Source organism: Desulfopila inferna (assembly GCF_016919005.1).
Classification (GTDB): Bacteria; Desulfobacterota; Desulfobulbia; order Desulfobulbales; family Desulfocapsaceae; genus Desulfopila_A; species Desulfopila_A inferna.
The window spans coordinates 354,102-372,394 of record NZ_JAFFQE010000003.1 but is presented as its reverse complement, the minus strand read 5'-3'; the positions used below and the strand labels follow the sequence as shown (position 1 = coordinate 372,394).

Here is an 18,293-nt window from a genome sequence, read left to right as displayed (position 1 = left end):
GGTTTCAGTTGTTCTTTTCGGCAACCAATCGCAACTCGATGCTGAGATGATCAAATACCAGGTGCATTCCCAGGTGCTTGAAAAATCTCGTCGACCCGTAAATTACCCCCCATCGTGTCCGATCAATATCAAAATGAGCCTCCAGGGTCAGACTTCCATCATCTAATCTGTTGATGGTGGCAGGGAAGATCAAATCTGCCCATTTTCTCTTGAGGTTCAGGCGGCCTTGGATTCCGAAGTTGGGAGAAGTGCGATAGTTTTCCTCGAGAGGAGTCGAGCCGCTGATTTCAAACTGGGCCGAGGGATAGAGATCGGTATCGAAAAAGTCATCGGATTTTAGATGGGAAACAAGAACGGGCTGCAGTTCATCGCCCTCCAGGTTTATGTTGGTTATGGAGTTCATATCTATGTGCAGATCCCCCGAGACCTCGTTCTTCTTCACCCGCAACTCCCCGGCGGAAATTACAATGTTGCCGTAATGGCGTGAGGCAGGATTCCTGCCTGCCCAGACAACGCTGCTTTTTGTCGGATCGACCAAATATCTGCCTTCCTGCAGTGGCTGCAGGTGCTGTGTTTCCTCATCAAGTGCCGCGGCATCCCCCTGCAGTGGTAATCCGGCATCCCGCCACCCCTCTATGCCGCCGGCTAGAATATATATATTTTCATATCCTGACCTGTGCAGTTTTTCCGCGGCACTCTGCGCGTCCATGGTGCCGGCGTTTGCACCATAGAGAACCATGGGGGTATGTTTGTCTGTGGTGATTTCTTCGATTCGATTCGGGAAAGTTACCTGAAAAACACAACAATTTTGTGCCTGTGGAATGTGAACCCGTTCGTGGTATTCAGGAGCCAGAGTGTCTATCAGAAGAAAATTGATATCTTCCTCTATCCAACTTTGTAGTTTTTCGGGGGAGATTTCGGTTATTAAGTTCACTTGCGGCATAGCCAGCCTCCTGCTGATTAAGGTGCACTTTCCGATTAAAACCTTTCGAAGCCCAGATCATGGTTGATGGATGCAGCATTAAAAATATCAACTATAATTATGTTTGCCGGTGAAATCAGCGGAAGCTGGAAAAAATCATTACCCATTAATCTGCATAACAGGTAGGCTGGTGTCTTGAATGATAATGATATATATCTTTGGCCATGATATTACCGCACCGTATCAGACCGCAGCGGGAAATGGATCCTGATCCCGGCGGCCCATGTAAATGAGACCGCTGCACTGAGCCGCACGAAATTTAGAAACCTGATAATTACCCGCTATTCGATATTAAAGCCCTTACCGCCGAACTGGATATTTTCGGCAGTGGGGTTCATCGGAGCCACGGCATGGACTCCCCCGCACTGCGGACATTTCCCCAGATAGGTCTGAAGCTCGAAAGGTTCACCGCATCCCTGACATTGTGTCTGCAGGGGCCCCTGGCGTATCGGTTGATCCCTGACGGTTCCGCCATGAGCGTTATACACAAATTCCACTAACTCTCTTCCTTTTGAAAAAGGGCCCGCGCCGTTGGCGCTGCCGCATCCGCATCCTGACATAATAGTCCTCTGATATTTAAAATTTCGATTACCCCTGAAAGTCAGCATTTTCTGGCCCAGGCCGGGACTGTTCTTTTCATCGGGACGCCATAAACCCGTTCATGGGGGCTTTGCTGGAGTCGTCCGGGCTGCAGAGACCCGTGAAAAGAGCAGTCCCGACCTTGAGCTGAGGATTAGGGTTAATCATGTTTAAATAGTTGTTGTTCTCTTTTCCGCTAATCAGCTACAACAAGTTTGATCTGTCGGCAGTATAAAATGGATTCCATGTGGAAAAAATGATGTAAGTCAAGAAATGACAAGCTCGTAAAAACCCCAAAAATTTTTGGTATTCATCATTCCGGACTTGATCCGGAATTCATAACTATATTAAATAACAGGATTCCGGATCAAGCCCGGAATGACCTAGAGAGCACTTCGGGGTTTTTACGAGCCCATCAAGAAATGACGGTTTGTTTACAAGGAGATCGGATTTGGTTAAAATTATTCAGCCATAATATGGAACAGAGAATCTCAAAAGAGTTTAAACATAAAGGAGGGGAGTATGCATCGTGTCATGATTCACCCGGCCACATATGAGAATTGCAGAAAAGCCGTCGACAGGGCGTTTGAGCTTTTCCCTCAGGATATCACCGGAAAAAAAGTCGTCATCAAGCCAAATGTGCTGCGGGTTTCCACCGCAGAAGAGCATATTGTCACCAACCCGGCACTATTGCGTGCGGTGGTTGAGAAAGTCGAGGACATGGCGCCAAAGGAGATTATAGTTGGAGACAATCCCGGTTTGTTTAATTATGGCGACAACGAAAACAGTTTTTCAAAGACCGGGTTGATGGCTGCTGCCAAAGGATATTACAAAAATCTAGGCGATACTTCGCGAAATCTTGCCTTTAATCCCGAATACATGCCTGAAATCGGGGTTTCAAAAGAGATCATGGATGCGGATATCCTGATCAGTCTGCCCAAGTTTAAAACGCACGGCCTGACCGTTATGACCGGAGCTATTAAAAATAGCTACGGCATCCTGCCCGGTGCCCAGAAGGCCAGGTTGCATAAACTGGCCGGATCTCCGGAGCGTTTTCATGAGGTTGTGGTCGAGGTTTTCCGGTTGCGGGTGCCCGATCTCTTTATCATGGATGCCGTGGTCGGCATGGAAGGCAATGGTCCGGCTTCTCCTGATCTGCGGGAGATCGGCCTGGTTCTTGCCGCGGACAACCCTGTGGCCATGGATGCTGTCGTTGCTAAAATGATGGGCCTTGATCCGGGTCGACTGCGTTTCCTGCAGAAGGCAAAGGCTTTCGGGCTTGGTGATTTTGATTCCGGGAAGATCCAAATCGATGGGGATTTTTATGTCCTGCCTGATTTCAAGCTGCCTCCGTTAGGCGGTGAAGCCATCGCCGGTAACTGTGAGATTCAGAAATTAATGAATGCCAGGGCCGAGGTCAAACCAAAAGCTGATCCCGAGCTATGCACAGCCTGCGGTGCCTGTGTCGAGCAGTGCCCCGTTGTCGCCCTTACCATGAAAGACAGTCTTCCCGAAGTGGATGAAGCTGCCTGTATTGCCTGTTTCTGCTGCCAGGAAATCTGTCCTGAAAAAGCGATGAACCTATCTTAAAGTAATAGCGGAGGAAACAATCATGAACAAAAGGCTCTTTTTTTCTTTTACCCTTGCTCCCATATTCCTGGTGCTTCTGTTGATCTGGGGATGTGTCGATAAATCCTTGGCCATCCAGGTTCGTTTTGATGAAATATCAGGACTGCAACAGGATGACGGCGTGTATTTCGAGGGAAATAGCATCGGTAAGGTAGGGGAAATTTCATATACCAAGCAAGGCGATTACCTGGTCGAGTTAACCATAAAACCAGAGTTCAGAAATGCGGCCACGGAAGATTCGAAGTTTTTTGTCGGCAGCGATCCCACAACGCAACAGGATATGGCCGTTATCGTCCTGCAGGAAAAATCCGGCGGCAGGGTTCTGGAAGATGGCAGCATCGCGCAGGGTTCCGCAGGATCGGGCTATCTTGACAAAATCATCAGTGATCTGAGCAAAACCACCGGAGTAGCCGAAAAGGAAATGCGTCAGGTCCTGGAACGGCTGCAGGAATCTCTGGGTGCGGCATCACAACAGCTCGACTCAGAGCTGGAATACAGGCTCGGAGAACTTTCCGAAAAACTGCGGGAATTTAAAAACGAAGCACAAAAAGTGCCGGAGTCTCCGAAGGTAAAGGAATTTGAGAGGTCTGTTAAGCAATTTGCCGATGAATTCGAAAAAGCCCGGAAAGATGTTCGCGATCATCTCCGCGATGAAGTGATTCCGCAGCTGCGCATGGAACTGGAGGAGCTCCGTGAAAAATTAAAAAAAGAAGGACGGCAGGATGAGCTGGAAGAGATAGATAAACGGGTCGAGGAGATGATCACGGTGTAGAAAACCTCGGCTCCTTGCAGATCTATTTTTCCGAAGATTGAATGAGATGGTTCACCTTCTGGAAAATGTAACTCAACTTTCGTTTTTCAAAAATTGTGGCGTTGCCGGTATCTATCTCTACCGGCATTATCATGAGTTTCTCTCCCGCAGTTTTCACATAACTTTCCAGACCCAGGTCTTTTCTTAAACTTTTCAGATATGGGAGAAGGGCGGAGTCTTTCACATTGATCGATGCAATTCTCCACAACCCGTTTATCTTTTTGACCGTGAATAACCCGCTGATTACCTCAACGGCATCATCTTGTATGAATGACCGGAAAGAGTTCCTGGAGGGATGAAGAGAAACGCTGACGTTTACCGAGGAATCTCCGGAAAAAGGAATCCAGAAGATATCCTTTTCCAGGACGATATCATAGGCCTGCGATTCGATTAACCCGTATTTCTCCAATAGAGCAAATTCGAGCAGAAAACAATTTTCGCTAAATTCACCCTCAATATCAAAAACATCAAGGTCGGCAACGGTTTTGAGATTGTCTTCCTCGGAAAAATACTCTTGTGCCTGAACATTCTTGAAATAGTTAAGGACAGTGGCATCAATTTTATTGTTCTCTCCCAGAAGTGACACGAAGACGAGCGTGGAGAGGAAGAAAAAGCCCAGTATTGAGACGAAGATATATATAGTTTTGTTGCCGACGGTTTTCACATTACTCCTTGTTGAAGTTCATATATAAAGGGGTCAGAGTAAAATTAAATATCGCCCGGCAAAGTATCCCTTTCAAGGGGTAAACAATACCGGCCCCTCTGGGGTCGGATTTTTATTTCAAATAAGTATATAAAAAATATACAAAAATATATCAAATGTGGTCTATCCCATATTCCACTATCTTCCCATCAACGACAGATGTCATCTTCAATACCGGTTATTTAATTATGAGATTGTGGAGCTCGTCGGTGTCGTCTTTTTTATACGGAAAATGCTGCTGTAGGATTTGACCAATCTCGGATATGGTTTGACAAAGGGCGGTGCAGCGCTCACCATCTTTTATTTTTGCGGTCAATTCATTGACAAGTGTGACCCAGATCTGCGGGTCAATCTTTCTGTCAATACCATGATCGGCCAGAATCCATGCCTTCTTTTCGAAGACCGAAATAAATACGAGAATGCCATTGGCGTCGCGGGTGGCATAAAGTTTTTCCTCGAAAAAACATTTGACAGCTTCTTCCTGAACCTCACCTTCCATCTCCTCATTGGAGAGGAACAATTTAGCCAGACGGGGATAGAAGATGATCACCTGGTTGAAAACTAAAAAGAGCGGTACCATCAGACAAAGAAACAGATAAACGTTATCAGGTTCAAGCCAGAGATACGTTGAGAGAAAATGGGGAATGATCAAGGCTGCCGGAAGACTGAAAAGCAGGGATGTCAGAAACCTGGCTTTGGCATAGTCGTGGCATGCCGAGACAATCATTGGCACAATTTCACCTGAGGTGGTGAGTTCTGCCTGCTGTACCGTTTTGGTAACTTTGTCCTGTTGTTCCTCCGTGAGGAAGTGTTGTGCCGAAGTTTTCATCTCACCAGCCTCCCGAAGCACCGCCGCCGCCAAAACCGCCACCGCCACCGCTGAATCCGCCAAAACCACCGGAGGAAGAACCAAATCCACCGGAACCAATATGCATAGCACCGGATCGCCCCGATCTTCCTGAACGCATGGGCAAGGCCGAAACGATTAATCCGCCGATAAGACCCACGGGGATGAGCAGGAGAAAAAGTGGCAGAGAAAACCCCTGGAAAATACTTCCAAGGAGGGGGGCACCGATACCGCCGACAATAGCGCTTGCCACTTTTTTACGGCGTAGGATGTTACCTAAAAAAAAGAAGAAAAACATCATCATGGCTAAAAGCCCCATAAGGTCGTTCTCGTTACTACCCGACCCTAGCTGATCCGCATCGCTATATTCCCCACGTACCGTTGCAATCATTGCATTTACGCCGTTGATGACGCCCTGATCAAAATCTTTCTCTTTGAATTGGGGCAGGATGACATTACGTATGATTCTACCGGCCATAAGATCGGTGAGTTTGCCCTCCAGACCGTAGCCGACCTCAATCCGCACTTTCCTGTCTTCCACGGCAATGAGCAGCAGCGCACCGTTATCCAGCCCGGACTGACCTATTTTCCAGCTTTCGACGACCTTGAGTGAGAATTGCTCAAGATTATCTCCCTGCAAGGATTCGATAGTCAAGACGACAACCTGGGTTGAGTCGCTGTTTTCGAGTTCGACCAGTAGCTGCTCGATCTGGTTTTTTGTCGAAGCAGATAGAATTCCGGCATAATCGTTTACCCGGCCCTTGAGCGCAGGTACTTCACGACTCAGGGCCGATCCGACAAGAGGGCTCAACAATAAAGCCAGACAAAGCAGTATGACAGTTATTTTTCTCATCCGCCTAACTATGATTTTTTACGCTATTCAAAGGAAACTTGCGGGACCTGCCTGGCCCCTTCTTCAGCTTCAAAATACTCTTTCCGATCCAGGTGAAGCAGAAAATTGTTGGTCAGGTTATAGGGAAATTTACGGATGGCGGCATTGAACTCACCCACCGCCTGATTGTAGCGCTGCCTGGCCACATTGATTCTGTTTTCAGTCCCTTCAAGCTGGTTCTGCAGATCGAGAAAATTCTGGTTGGCCTTGAGGTCCGGATAGCGCTCAACCACCACCATGAGCCGTGAAAGGGCTGACGACAGTCCGCCTTGTGCCTCCTGCAGCCTGTTCATAGCCTGGGCATCACTCAAATCTCCAGGTGAAAGATTGACGGAGGTTGCTTTAGCCCGTGCATTGACCACGGCCTCCAGGGTCTCCCGCTCATGTGCGGCATAGCCTTTAACCGTCTCGACGATATTGGGAATAAGATCGGCACGTCTCTGCAGGGTGGCTTCAATATCCGCCCAGGCCTGCAAAACGCGTTCTTCCTTCAACTGCAGACTGTTGTAGCCACAGCCGCTGAGCAGAAAAAGCGGCAGGAGAATAAAGAGAAGAATACGTCTTGACATTGGCGCCTCCATGAGAGAAAAAATCATTGCATGATTACAGTTTTAGCTTCTGTTTTTTTAGGTGATAACATCGCTTAGCAAATTTGTCCCGACTTTTTCACGATTCCTTCTCATGCGCGCTCAACTCGCGGCAACCTATCCTTTTCACCCGTCCTTTCTGGCAGAACTGAACAATTTTCCTGTTATGGCATGATGGGCAGAACCAGGGACGCCGGCAGTTGAACGACAAAATATAACCCGGTTCCTGGTAGAAAGTGAAACCGGGTAAAAGTAATAACGAAGAGTTGACTATTTGATCTCAACCGGATTGCAAAGCCTGGTTTCATCTGGCGCCATTTTCCCGCAGGAGTCGCAGGAGAATTTCATGGCGGTCAGTTTTTCTTTGCAGACATGGTTGACGCCGACGTCTTTTCCTCCACAGTATTCGCAGGATAATTCTTCAACCGTCGGATCACAGAGATGTCCGGGATCATCGGCCACGGCACCGCAGCTTTTACATGTATGTGCCATTGTAACCTCCTTTGTTGTTTAGAAAGCAGGTTGTCAGAGCGACAACCCATGGTATCCTCACCGCCGGATGTGGCTGTTATGATTTAATATGATTGTGTTGCGGTAAAGATACAGAAAAAACTAAACAGACCGTACTTAATGTCAATGTATTACCCCTCCATTTCACTTATTGTGGAATGAGTCTGTTATTGTCTCAATCACTTCGTTTTGCTTGTCGTTGATACCGCTAAGGATGTTCTCACAATGCCTCTTAATAAGCCGGGGAACAGCCAACTACAGGTGCGGAAATCCCCCTCCTTCTTTTTGTCAATGGATTTCACCCTTATAGTCCTGGCAAGCTCTCCTTGTTTTTCAATAATTCATTCCTATAGTTCTGGAATAACCAGAGCAACATACACCGGCCTGCATCATCGCCAGTGAGAAGTACAATTGAATTCAACCATTCACTTCATCCGGGAGGACGTTATGCACAGACAGTTCATTTCCTTTTCGCTGGTTTTCACCCTTCTCCTGATCCCCTCAGTCTCAGCATTTTCACATTGCGAAATTCCCTGCGGCATTTACGACGACAAGATGCGAATCACCATGCTGGAAGAGCATATAACCACCATCGAAAAGGCCATGGGACAGATAATGGATCTCCAGGACGGCGACAACAAGAACCAACTCATACGCTGGGTGGTGAACAAGGAAGACCATGCCAATCAGTTCCAGGAAATCGTCTCCCAATATTTCCTCACTCAGCGTATCAAGAAGGAAGACAAGCAGTATGGTCAAATGCTGGAAGTTCTTCATCAGATGCTGGTATATGCGATGAAATGCAAGCAGACCGTTGATCTGGACAATGTCGCCAAACTGAAAGAACTGGTCAATGAATTCGACAAATTGTACTTCGCATCCCACACTGAATGATGCTTATTCGTTAGCGGCAGCCTGGGGTAAACCGGCCGCTGCCGCTCCTGATATTCACATCTCATAAACACCGGCTCATTTTTCTCTCATTGAAGAGAGGCCGCCTCTCATGTGCAGCATTGCAACAGGGATAAGACATCGCCTTGTAAGCCGATCTAACGTTTCCGCCCCAAACTACCTCCAACCAATGACCAATTCCCCCAACCTAATGAAACCGGGAGGCGCCTTTTAGAATAGGGGACACATATTATTCAGTTTGGGAATAATCGCCAAACCGGTTGGTTTTGCATACGAAGCCAGGGCTTTTTCCTGCCATATTTGTTATATTGCAGGCAAAAATTTACACGGCAAGGAATTGTGCCCGTGTTCGGAAAAACAGCTGGTCGCAAGCCTTGGTTTTGGGTTGGTCTTTGACTGCGGCGGATCTCAGTAGAAAGTTGACAGGGAAACCATGTTCAAAAAAGAGATTGCCACTGGTGTGGTGCATAGTGTTCCAGATGATTTGCGGAAAGCCCTTATTGCCGATAGAGGTGCACTGTCACATTGGGAGGCTATTACACCGCTCGCACGAAATGAGTGGATTTGTTGGCTTGAGGACGCAAAGAAACCGAACACAAGGCGCAGCCGAATAGAGAGATTGCGTACTGAACTCAAAGAGGGAGTCCGCAGGCCTTGTTGTTGGGCTGGCTGCCCCCACCGAGGTGCGAAAGAGAGCGGAAATAAACCTGAGTCCAGGTGAGGCAATACGGGAATAATTGCCGTTGAACAGTAAGGCCCTTCGGGCGGAGGAAATAATGGATGAAATATTGGCTATAACTTTTTTCAAAAACGGTAATAACTGTGCACAATCTGTATTTGCTCATTTCGCAAATCGTTTAGGATTAACTCAAGATTCTGCTGTGAAAATTGCAACTGGATTCGGGTCTGGAATGGGCAGAACACAGCAAACATGTGGGGCAATCACCGGTGGAATTCTAGTTTTAAATAGCAGGTATGGTAGAACTGAAACTACAACAGAAGAAGAACAGGAAGAATTAATTGAAAAAATACAGATACTATGTGATGTTTTCAAGAACGAGCATCAGAGTACTCAATGTCTTAAAATACTAAATGGTTGTAATCTGCGAACAGAGAAAGGTCAGAATTTGTTCAAGAATAAGAATATGATAAATATTTGTTATGGGTGTGTTCAAACAGTTGTGGGACACTTGGAGAACGTTCTCTCGGAGTAGAAATATTAAATGACAGAGGTATTTAATCTCAAAACCGATTTTAAATCACTACCACCATAGTTGTTTGCTGATGAATATGTCCTCTGGAAATGGCTGCTTATGAAGACCATGCGGACCGCTAATGTCCCTCGACCGTTCGGGGATCCGCTGATAAGCTCCGATGCTTAGACTGGCGATTCGACGGACTAGACGAACTGTTTACCGCGCTTTTGGCGAGGTAAAAAAGGCCTATTGGCACTCCGCGCGCCAGCATGATGAGTCCGGGCCGAATAGTAGAATTGGGGGGACATCCATGATAAGCATTGTTCAATACTGTTCAGCTGAAATGCCGCTCCGGTAATCTCACAGGAAGATCAATCTTCGGGCAAGCGAACAACCAACACCGGCACGGGGGAGCGCTTGAGCACCTGCTCGGTAATGCTTCCCATGACCACGTCCATCAGCGAGGAGTCGCCTCTGCTGCCCATGACCACAAGATCGCATCGGCACTCCTCGATCTGACGGATGATCTCCCGGGCCGGCCTGCTGCCATGCTTAATGACGATTTCGTCGGCGGGCTCGGCGCCGGCTTCATCGGCGGCGAATTGATCCCGCACTGTGCGGGTCTTGGCATGCTGCCTGATCTTGCCGGTCAGGGAAGTCCTGACCTCTTGGTAGTGCGAGTTCTTGATCTCCTCCCACTTTTCCTTCTTGATATAACTGGTGATGTGGCCTTCCACTTCCCTCTGGTCCTCGGGCAGTATATGAAGCAGGGTTATTTTCGACCCGTACTGATCGGCCAGGCTCACGGCATAGGCAAAGGCGTAGCGAGCATTGTCGGAGAGGTCCGTAGGGAAGAGTATGTTGCGTATCTTCACACTGGGGATCTGCATATTTCCTCGTCGGCTGGAAAAATTTGTCTGATCAATTTGTATCCAATACACCTTACTTAGAAAAAGTATCACGCCGCCCATTTCCAGACAAGCTGTTTTTTTGATAGTAAATCCGAGAGGGACCTCTTGCCACTGGGAAGAGGGCAGGGGAGCCGACATATGTACTCCCCCGCCGGACTAAGATCAGAAGCAATGCCGCCACAACGAACATCCGCTATGAGCTTTGCATCGCACCAAGCTTCTGGCGTAGTGATATTACCTTGATAATAAGCAATAATTACGGTTAATATCGCAGCATTGAAATGGAGGGTCATTCCAGCCGCTATGAGCTGCGGGGAGAGTGGTAGTGAATCCGGTTTTTTAAGAAGTTTTTCAACTGACCGTGCAGATAATGATATCGGTTACGGTATGTCCGTTACTTCAATAGGGCAATAAACACCTCAAGAGTGAGTTCATGGAAAGTTTCGACATAGTCACCATGCGCGTATTTCTGGCTGTTGGCCGCCTGGGCAGTATCGGTGCGGCTGCCAGGAATGAACACATCGCGGCATCTGCTGCATCGCGGCGAATAAGCGATCTTGAACGTGAACTTGGTATCGTGCTGATTTCAAGAACGCCTTCAGGTACTAATCTGACGCCGGCGGGTCAGGCTTTTGCGGAACACTGCGAGCAGCTGTTGCACAAATATGCCGAGGTAAGAGCGGATCTGAAGCGTTTTGCCGAAGGTGAGGCCGGTGAGTTGCGGCTTGCTGCAATTCCCCGAGCCCTGGCGGGTGTCTTACCGTTTCTCATTGCCCAGTTCAAAAGAGATAACCCCGAAATCCATGTGACAGTGCAGGAGATATTCTCCAGGCAGGGCGTGAGATTTTTGCGGGAAGACGTTTCGGACATGGCCATAATATATGACTCCGTCGACACGACGGGTTTTGAGCTCAAGCCTTTCAAGGAGGATCAGGTCTGGGTCGTGGGGCATAAAGACCATCCGCTGTTTCTTGAGAAGAATGCGTCCGAAGCTGTGTTCTTTAAAGAAACTCTTGAATACGAACACATCTCTTTCCATGAAGGAGGTGTTCTGGATGAACTTGTTTCCGAGGCCAGAAAAGGGCACAGGAAAAGGTTGACTACGGTCAGGGTGCAGCGGATCAACTCCCTGATCAGGTGCGTCGAAGCCGGCCTGGGGCTGGGCATAATCGGTGAACGAGACCTTCAGCCCCATTTGACCAATGCGAATCTGGCAATGTTACGACTGGCAGACAAGTGGGCGTCCAGGAATCTTGTATGCGCCTACCCGCAGGGGCAAGCCGCCTCTCCGCCGCTGAAAAGATTCCTGCAGTATCTTGATGGTGATGTGCTTTAGCATGATTTACTGCTTATGCGCTGGTACCCATAACCGCAATGCAAAAAAAAATCGGCCACTTCCGATAGAGGTGACCGATTGAAACTCTATGCAGCAATATCGAATTGTTGTGTAGAACTTGGCGGAACCTGTCGTTTAGAATTTCTTCGCAGATCGGAGGAATTGTCTTCCGCCCTGCAGCAGGGCGGATACTCCCTTCCATGAGGAAGTGGCCAGTTCTGCGGCGATACTTTTGAGATGAGGCCATACTGAAGCCATTTCTTTTGCATAATTGCCCGGGACGAGATTGTATTGTTGTTGTAGTGACATGAGCGTTTGTTCCCTATGAAATGATTGTCATATTCTTTTGTATGCCAGCGTGGCCGGCATCTTGTTTTTCCGAATGCTTCGGCTGAAATCTGATCTCCGGTGACGCACCAGGATCGATTTTCTTATGACATATAATAGATCATTTTCAGCGGGATAGGTAATGCTCACTCGGCAACAGGTCCTTCTTGTTCCGGCATGTCATGGACAAGCGACTTGGGGAAATTGAATCTTCCAGTCGAACTTGTGTTAGTCTCTTTCCTCCTGAAGTACTTCAAAAATACTCCGGCTTAATGTCGAGATGAGATAAGGTTTGCGAATATACCCTTTAAGTCCGGACCTTCTCATCTCCTGGAGATCATCTTCAGTGGAAAAGCCAGACGAGAGCATCACGCGCGCTTGTGGATCGTATTCTCTCAATTTTTCAAAACACACTTTGCCGTTCATCACCGGCATAATCATGTCCAGAAGAACAAGATCAATCCTGCCTTTTTCTCGCTTGTATATTTCCAGGGCTTTTTCACCATCTTCGGCCATGAGGACTTCATACCCCAAAGATTCCAGAATTGCCTTGGCAGTGCTCCTCATTATTTCTTCATCATCGACCAGCAGAATACACCCCGAGCCCTTTTTAATATCGACAGAATTGGTGGGCACTTTCTCGGCATCTTCGCAGATAGGCAGCAATATTGAAAAAGATGTTCCTTCGCCAAGTTCAGAGTATACACTTATGGCACCACTGTGCTGTTGAACAGTTCCATAGACTGAGGATAACCCCAGCCCCGTTCCCTTCCCTTGCTCCTTTGTCGTAAAAAACGGTTCGAATATATATCCCAGATGTTCCTGCGCTATGCCGCATCCATTATCTTGAACTTCCACCTCAATGTATTGTCCAGGTTGCAGCTTAAAAGAGGAGGAGATGCCGTAATCTTCATCGACCCAGGTATTCTGAGTGTTCAATCGCAGGATTCCTCCTTCCGGCATGGCTTGGGAGGCGTTTATACAAAGATTGAGCAAAGCGTTATGCAAAAGAGAAGGATCGCCCATTACACAGCTTGTTGCTCTGAGGTTTGCCTCGATGATGATTTGTTTATTCAAGGTTCTTTTGGTGAGCGCGACAATCTCCTGAATAACTCCATGAAGGTTGACCGTTGTGTTTGCCTTGACGGATTGACGTGAAAAGGCCAGCAGCTGTTTCGTCAGGTCGGCTGCCCTGGTTGTGGAGTCCAGGATGGTCTGGTGCAGCTGCTTCGCCTTGGCATCATTGGGCAAATGATAGCCTAATAGTTCGGCTGCACCCATTATCCCTCCGAGCATGTTGTTGAAATCATGAGCAATACCTCCAGCAAGAATCCCGATCGCCTCCATTTTTTGCGTCTGCTGAAGTTGAGATTCAAGCTTGTTTTTCTGCTCCATCATTTCAATACGCTCGATCAGCATTTTTTTGTTTTTCAGGGAATTTTTTTCGCTTTCCTCATAGAGTCGGGCATTTTTCAAGGATAAAGAAGACAAGCCTGCCCAGATACGGGATAGCTCAATTCGTCTATTTGATAGAGCCGAAGGTTTCCCGACTGAACCTACAATGAATACACCTACCGGCTTTTCATGCATCACGAGAGGGACAAAGAGCACTGTTTGTAAATTTCTTTTTTCAGCAATAGCCCGTTCGGCTGGAGTCAGGTCGGCTTGTGCAAAATCAGGTATAAATAATGGCTTGTGAGAGTCAAAAGCCTTTTGAATATGAGGGTGATCTGCAAGAGGGGCAGAGCGCATCTCTTCTGGAAAATCAGAGGGAAGGGGAGGAGTAGTTGCCTGAAGATAGAGTATGTTTTCTTCAAGGAGGTAAATGGCTGCGGTATCTAATCCAACTAACTTCGTAACACTATCGACAGATATCTGAAGGACTTTTTGTAACTCCAGCGATTCCGCGAGAGTCTTGCACATTTCCAGAAGCATGGTGTAGTCACGATTAATGACGCGTAACTTTTCTTCCAGCTCTGCCCGCTCGTTCAGGTGATATGTAATTGCTTTGTCACCCCATCCTGACTTTTCCACATAATCCCCCTTAGATACGCTATTGATTTTCAACAACCTAGCCGTTTTCACCCGCTTTTTCCAGCATTATTTTGCCGCTGACAGCAACCCGGTTCAGATCGGCATCTTTGCAAAATCAAACCAGGTTTTTCCTATAAGATATTCAATCGTTGCATTTCATCTATGCCGAGAAGATCCGAAATAAAAAACGGGCTATGGAGTTATTGAGTTTTCTGTGATTGGAAATGTTGTCCCCTCTCTCTGCTGTTGCCCATATTCGGCTGAAAAAATTTGCCACGATCCCTCTTTATCAGTAGGATTAATAGAGGCACTAATGCTGACAAACACTCCCGAAGTCAAGGGGAGCGATAAACCATTGCGGAAGAGGACCACCATGAGACAAAGACAGTTCCATTCGATACTTACATGGATGCCGAGGATGTTTTCCTGCACCGCTTCGTTTTATCCTGCTCTTCTGCTGCCGATCATGATCTGCCTGACCATGACGGCCTGCCAGACTATTGATGCTACCGGACAACGGCAGTTGAGTTTCATAGGAGAACAGCAGGAAGTTCAGATGGGGCAGAGTTCCAACGAGGAAATTGTCAAGACAATGGGCCTGTATGAGGATGAGGGCCTGCAGAATTATGTAGGGGAAATCGGATCGAGAATGGCCCGAACCACTGAACGGCCGGAGCTGCCCTGGACCTTTCAGGTCATAGATGATGACGTAGTAAACGCCTTCGCCCTGCCCGGCGGGTATGTCTATCTCACTCGAGGCATATTGGCCCATTTCGAAAATGAAGCTCAGATGGCCGGTGTGCTGGGTCATGAAATCGCGCATGTTACCGCAAAACATTCGGTGGTTCGCCTAAGCAAGGCCATGATAACCCAACTGGGGCTCGGCGTGGCAACCATCGCCGTCCCCGAGCTGCAGGAGTTTTCTTCCATGCTTGGTCAGGGAATGCAGCTTCTTTTCCTGAAGTTCAGCAGGGATGATGAGACCGAGGCTGACAGACTCGGTATACGCTATATGATCAACGTTAATGAAGATCCCAGGGAACTCATCGATGTCATGGAAATGCTGGGCAGCATGACCGGGGAAGGAGGAAAGTTGCCTCAATGGGCCTCTACCCATCCTCACCCGGAAAACCGCGTAGAATTCATTTCCGCTCATCTCGCCGGACTGGATCGCCGGAATTTCAATCCGGTAAAAAGAGAATCATATCTGCAGAGACTGGACGGCATGGTTTACGGTGCCGATCCCCGGGAGGGGATTATCAAAGGCAGCAGGTTCTACCATCCGGAAATGGCGTTCCAGCTTCGTTTCCCTGAAGGTTGGGGGGTCGTCAACCAACCCAGCGTTGTTCTGGGAATAAGTCCCGGCAAGGATGCGGCAGTTCAGCTTTCTCTTGGAAAAGGGGAAGAGCCGCTGCAGGCTTTGTCCTTATTTCTTCAACAGAACGGCATCAGGGCGCTGTCTTCAGCAAGGGCGCAAGTGAATGGCCTTCCGGCTGCAGGCGGTGAATTTCTCGCTCAGACTGATAAGGGGCAGGTTCACGGACGAGCTGTCTTTATCCTCTACAATGAACGCCTCTACCGGATCATTGGCTACAGTTCTCAGCAGGTCTGGAGTAAATATGACCGTGAAATCAGCAGTTCCGCCAACAGTTTCAGCAGATTGACAGATGACCGATACCTCAAGGCCGAACCTTTGCGCCTGAAGATCATCAGAACCCAGTCTTCCATTTCTCTGAAAGAGCTCCATGCCCGGCACAATGTCGCGATTCCGTTGGAGGAGCTGGCTCGCTTGAATCAGATCGGCGTCGGTGAAATTCTGGAGTCCGGACGATATCTGAAGATAGTTGCCGGAGAGCTGCCGTAATTTCCCTAAAAAATTCGATCATGGTCGAGATTCTAGATGAGAAGGGTGTAGTCCCTGAAACCAACGAGGTTTGACCGGCATCTTGGATAAAAACAATCAATATTCTTTCAGGTATCAAGAAATTGGTGGTGGGGGGCTTGTGCAGACTGCAGAAAAAGGGGCCCCCTGTTAGTGAATCGAGAGCCCCGTCAATTATTACCAGCGTTCTGTGCCGACCAGTTGATTTACATTTTCACAATGCTTTTTTTCTTCTTCAGTCAGCTCATCGAATGATTTTTTGTTACCCTTGATATCATCGATATAACAAACAAATTCTCTACCTTTATTATCATTTAACCACACTAGTGATTCGTATCCGCCTCTCATAATATCACCTCTATGTGTTATCGTTATTGGTGCCTTGCAAATTGTTTTCTTGTTTCTTTACAAGAAAACAATTTGTCTTAAGGTTCTTATCCAGCTCAGCTGGGGTAGTTTTGATTGATGTTTTATGCATCTGCTCAATACATTAAGAAGAAAGCGGAGAAGAACAATGGAATAAAAAAGATAGATTAACGATAGTAAAAACTACTATTTTTTAGTCATTCCATAAATTCGTCTCGAGAAACCAGCCAAGCCCTGCGGTTCTAAAAAATAGGTCGAAAAAAGCTGTTGCTGCCTTTTTCCAAGCTGATTAGGATCGATGTTTTTCATCTGCATGCTATCCCCACAGCGTGGGAGCCAACGTATACGATATATCGAGATTAACTGTAAGGTACTTGCCAGCTGCGCTGGACTCTTTACATTACCTCCTGAGGGGTATAAGAGCCTTGGCGGGCTTTTATTTTGAGATGGACCAACTACAATAATGGAAACTGAAAACATTACCAAAAGCTTTAATTCGCAGGGAACGGAGCTTGCTAAAAACCTATCCCCGGTCATGTTCCTGACCTTTATTTTTTTCCTCAGCTTTGTGGGGAGGCAGCTTGCCGGCCCCTTGTTGCCCGCTATCGAGGAGGAACTCGGCTTGAGCCATACTCAAAGCGGCATGTTTATTCTGCTAATAGGGTCAGGCTTTTGCCTAAGTCAACTCGGGGCTGCGTTTCTGGCTGCCAAATGGGGTTACCGGCACTGCATCCTGCTGTCCCTGTGGGGGAGCGCCATAGCAGCACTCTTAATAGGGTATATGCAATCAGTATGGCTGCTTTATCCGGGCTTTTTCTTCCTGGGTATGGCCGGAGGACTCTATGTTCCCTCTGGCATCTCCCTGATAACGGTCCTGGTCCATCCTAAAGATTGGGGCAAGGCTATCAGCATTCATGAACTTGCGCCCAACCTGGCTCTTATATTGGTTCCATTTCTGGCGACAATCGCTGTAATTCTCGGGTCGTGGCGCTGGGGATTTATTTTTTGTGCTGCCGCCCTGGCGGCACTGGGTGCTGTCTATTTGCGGGCGGGTGTGGATGCCGACAAACGCCCATCGCCGCCCAGCTTGAAACTGGTGGGCGAGGTTGTGGCCAAACCCTCCTTCTGGCAGTTGAGTGTTTTGCTGAGTCTGGCGGTGGGAGTGGAAACCGGCGTATATACGATGACGCCTCTCTTTCTGGTGAGTGAAAGAGGATATGATCTGGCCCAGGCCAACCTGTTGCTTGGACTGTCACGGATTCCAAGTGTGATTCTGGTGCTGCTTTCCGGTTGGCTGACGGATCGGCTGAGCCCGTCGACAGCCATTTCCATCGCCCTTGGCGTGACTGGAGTAGCCATTGTCTGTCTTGGTATGGGCCCGGGAGCACTGCTGGTGCCTGCCATTTTCATTCAGGCGGCAGCCTCGGCCTGTCTGTTTCCTCCTATTCTGTCAATGGCCTCGGGCAATTCTTCGACAGAAAGCCGGGCGCTCACGTTTTCTTTGAGTCTTGCCGTTGCGCCGATAGTCGGCGGCGGATTGCTTCCCGCCGGCATTGCCATAGCCGGGGACCTGCTTTCCTTCGGAGCCGGGATGGTCGGGTTCGGCATTCTCACTATCGCCGGTGTTTTTCTTGTGAAGCACTGAAACAAAGCAGGGCATTGAATTTACACTGCAAAACGAGTTGATCGCTCAACATCGCGCTTTGTTCTTTTCCTCTGATAATAGCTATCATTTTCTTTGCCAAACTGTTAAATAATGAACATAATGTTTTAACAGTGTTTAAATAGT

Annotated in this window: 19 protein-coding genes; 8 read left to right on the top strand and 11 right to left on the bottom strand. The window is 47.9% G+C overall.

The features are described 5' to 3' along the window. Positions 1 to 4: 4 nt before the first annotated feature. Both JWG88_RS09930 and JWG88_RS09925 read right to left on the bottom strand, forming a co-directional pair. Positions 5 to 943: a YceI family protein gene (locus tag JWG88_RS09930; RefSeq protein WP_205233574.1), complete on the bottom strand. Its 939-nt coding sequence runs from the start codon at positions 941 to 943 to the stop codon at positions 5 to 7. A gap of 320 nt (positions 944 to 1,263) precedes the next feature. Beyond that, complete coding sequence (locus JWG88_RS09925) at positions 1,264 to 1,542, bottom strand: hypothetical protein (RefSeq protein WP_205233573.1); 279 nt, start codon at positions 1,540 to 1,542, stop codon at positions 1,264 to 1,266. Between the two features lie 541 nt (positions 1,543 to 2,083). Between JWG88_RS09925 and JWG88_RS09920 the strand changes: the two genes are divergently transcribed. Both JWG88_RS09920 and JWG88_RS09915 read left to right on the top strand, forming a co-directional pair. Continuing rightward, entirely contained in the window at positions 2,084 to 3,151 is a 1,068-nt protein-coding gene (locus JWG88_RS09920) for a DUF362 domain-containing protein (protein ID WP_205233572.1), read from the top strand. 22 nt (positions 3,152 to 3,173) lie between these two features. Next, positions 3,174 to 3,962, top strand: a complete 789-nt coding sequence (locus JWG88_RS09915) for an MlaD family protein (RefSeq protein ID WP_205233571.1) — start codon at positions 3,174 to 3,176, stop codon at positions 3,960 to 3,962. A gap of 22 nt (positions 3,963 to 3,984) precedes the next feature. Here JWG88_RS09915 and JWG88_RS09910 read toward each other — a convergent pair whose 3' ends face one another. The 5 genes from JWG88_RS09910 to JWG88_RS09890 all read right to left on the bottom strand — a co-directional run bounded on the left by JWG88_RS09910 (position 3,985) and on the right by JWG88_RS09890 (position 7,522). After that, positions 3,985 to 4,665 (bottom strand): hypothetical protein, encoded by a 681-nt coding sequence (locus JWG88_RS09910; protein ID WP_205233570.1) that lies wholly within the window; start codon positions 4,663 to 4,665, stop codon positions 3,985 to 3,987. 217 nt (positions 4,666 to 4,882) lie between these two features. Then, the gene (locus tag JWG88_RS09905; RefSeq protein ID WP_205233569.1) at positions 4,883 to 5,533 is read right to left on the bottom strand and encodes a TPM domain-containing protein; all 651 of its coding nucleotides are present in this window, start codon (positions 5,531 to 5,533) and stop codon (positions 4,883 to 4,885) included. A 1-nt stretch (position 5,534) separates the two neighbouring features. After that, entirely contained in the window at positions 5,535 to 6,404 is an 870-nt protein-coding gene (locus tag JWG88_RS09900; protein WP_205233568.1) for a TPM domain-containing protein, read from the bottom strand. 23 nt (positions 6,405 to 6,427) lie between these two features. Beyond that, positions 6,428 to 7,012, bottom strand: a complete 585-nt coding sequence (locus JWG88_RS09895) for a LemA family protein (protein WP_205233567.1) — start codon at positions 7,010 to 7,012, stop codon at positions 6,428 to 6,430. 288 nt (positions 7,013 to 7,300) lie between these two features. Next, positions 7,301 to 7,522: a hypothetical protein gene (locus tag JWG88_RS09890; protein WP_205233566.1), complete on the bottom strand. Its 222-nt coding sequence runs from the start codon at positions 7,520 to 7,522 to the stop codon at positions 7,301 to 7,303. 465 nt (positions 7,523 to 7,987) lie between these two features. Here JWG88_RS09890 and JWG88_RS09885 point away from each other — a divergent pair, with 465 nt between their 5' ends. From JWG88_RS09885 to JWG88_RS09875, 3 genes are all read left to right on the top strand, one after another. Further along, entirely contained in the window at positions 7,988 to 8,434 is a 447-nt protein-coding gene (locus tag JWG88_RS09885) for a superoxide dismutase [Ni] (protein ID WP_205233565.1), read from the top strand. Between the two features lie 451 nt (positions 8,435 to 8,885). After that, entirely contained in the window at positions 8,886 to 9,173 is a 288-nt protein-coding gene (locus tag JWG88_RS22150) for a YdeI/OmpD-associated family protein (RefSeq protein WP_205233564.1), read from the top strand. A gap of 55 nt (positions 9,174 to 9,228) precedes the next feature. Continuing rightward, positions 9,229 to 9,666, top strand: coding sequence for a C-GCAxxG-C-C family protein (locus JWG88_RS09875; protein WP_205233563.1), 438 nt, complete (start codon positions 9,229 to 9,231; stop codon positions 9,664 to 9,666). 353 nt (positions 9,667 to 10,019) lie between these two features. Here the strand turns inward: JWG88_RS09875 and JWG88_RS09870 are convergent, their stop codons facing one another. Further along, a complete protein-coding gene (locus tag JWG88_RS09870) occupies positions 10,020 to 10,538 on the bottom strand; it encodes a universal stress protein (protein ID WP_205233562.1) in 519 nt (172 codons plus the stop codon). A gap of 454 nt (positions 10,539 to 10,992) precedes the next feature. Between JWG88_RS09870 and JWG88_RS09865 the strand changes: the two genes are divergently transcribed. Further along, positions 10,993 to 11,895, top strand: a complete 903-nt coding sequence (locus JWG88_RS09865; RefSeq protein ID WP_205233561.1) for a LysR family transcriptional regulator — start codon at positions 10,993 to 10,995, stop codon at positions 11,893 to 11,895. A 135-nt stretch (positions 11,896 to 12,030) separates the two neighbouring features. Here the strand turns inward: JWG88_RS09865 and JWG88_RS09860 are convergent, their stop codons facing one another. Both JWG88_RS09860 and JWG88_RS09855 read right to left on the bottom strand, forming a co-directional pair. Further along, positions 12,031 to 12,204: a hypothetical protein gene (locus JWG88_RS09860; RefSeq protein ID WP_205233560.1), complete on the bottom strand. Its 174-nt coding sequence runs from the start codon at positions 12,202 to 12,204 to the stop codon at positions 12,031 to 12,033. 246 nt (positions 12,205 to 12,450) lie between these two features. Then, positions 12,451 to 14,256 (bottom strand): response regulator, encoded by a 1,806-nt coding sequence (locus JWG88_RS09855; RefSeq protein ID WP_205233559.1) that lies wholly within the window; start codon positions 14,254 to 14,256, stop codon positions 12,451 to 12,453. 313 nt (positions 14,257 to 14,569) lie between these two features. On the opposite strand from JWG88_RS09855, the gene JWG88_RS09850 reads away from it, so the two are divergent. Beyond that, complete coding sequence (locus tag JWG88_RS09850; RefSeq protein WP_205233558.1) at positions 14,570 to 16,120, top strand: M48 family metalloprotease; 1,551 nt, start codon at positions 14,570 to 14,572, stop codon at positions 16,118 to 16,120. A 195-nt stretch (positions 16,121 to 16,315) separates the two neighbouring features. Here the strand turns inward: JWG88_RS09850 and JWG88_RS09845 are convergent, their stop codons facing one another. Next, the gene (locus JWG88_RS09845) at positions 16,316 to 16,486 is read right to left on the bottom strand and encodes a hypothetical protein (RefSeq protein WP_205233557.1); all 171 of its coding nucleotides are present in this window, start codon (positions 16,484 to 16,486) and stop codon (positions 16,316 to 16,318) included. A 481-nt stretch (positions 16,487 to 16,967) separates the two neighbouring features. On the opposite strand from JWG88_RS09845, the gene JWG88_RS09840 reads away from it, so the two are divergent. Beyond that, entirely contained in the window at positions 16,968 to 18,149 is a 1,182-nt protein-coding gene (locus JWG88_RS09840) for an MFS transporter (RefSeq protein WP_205233556.1), read from the top strand. The last annotated feature ends 144 nt before the right edge of the window (positions 18,150 to 18,293 follow it).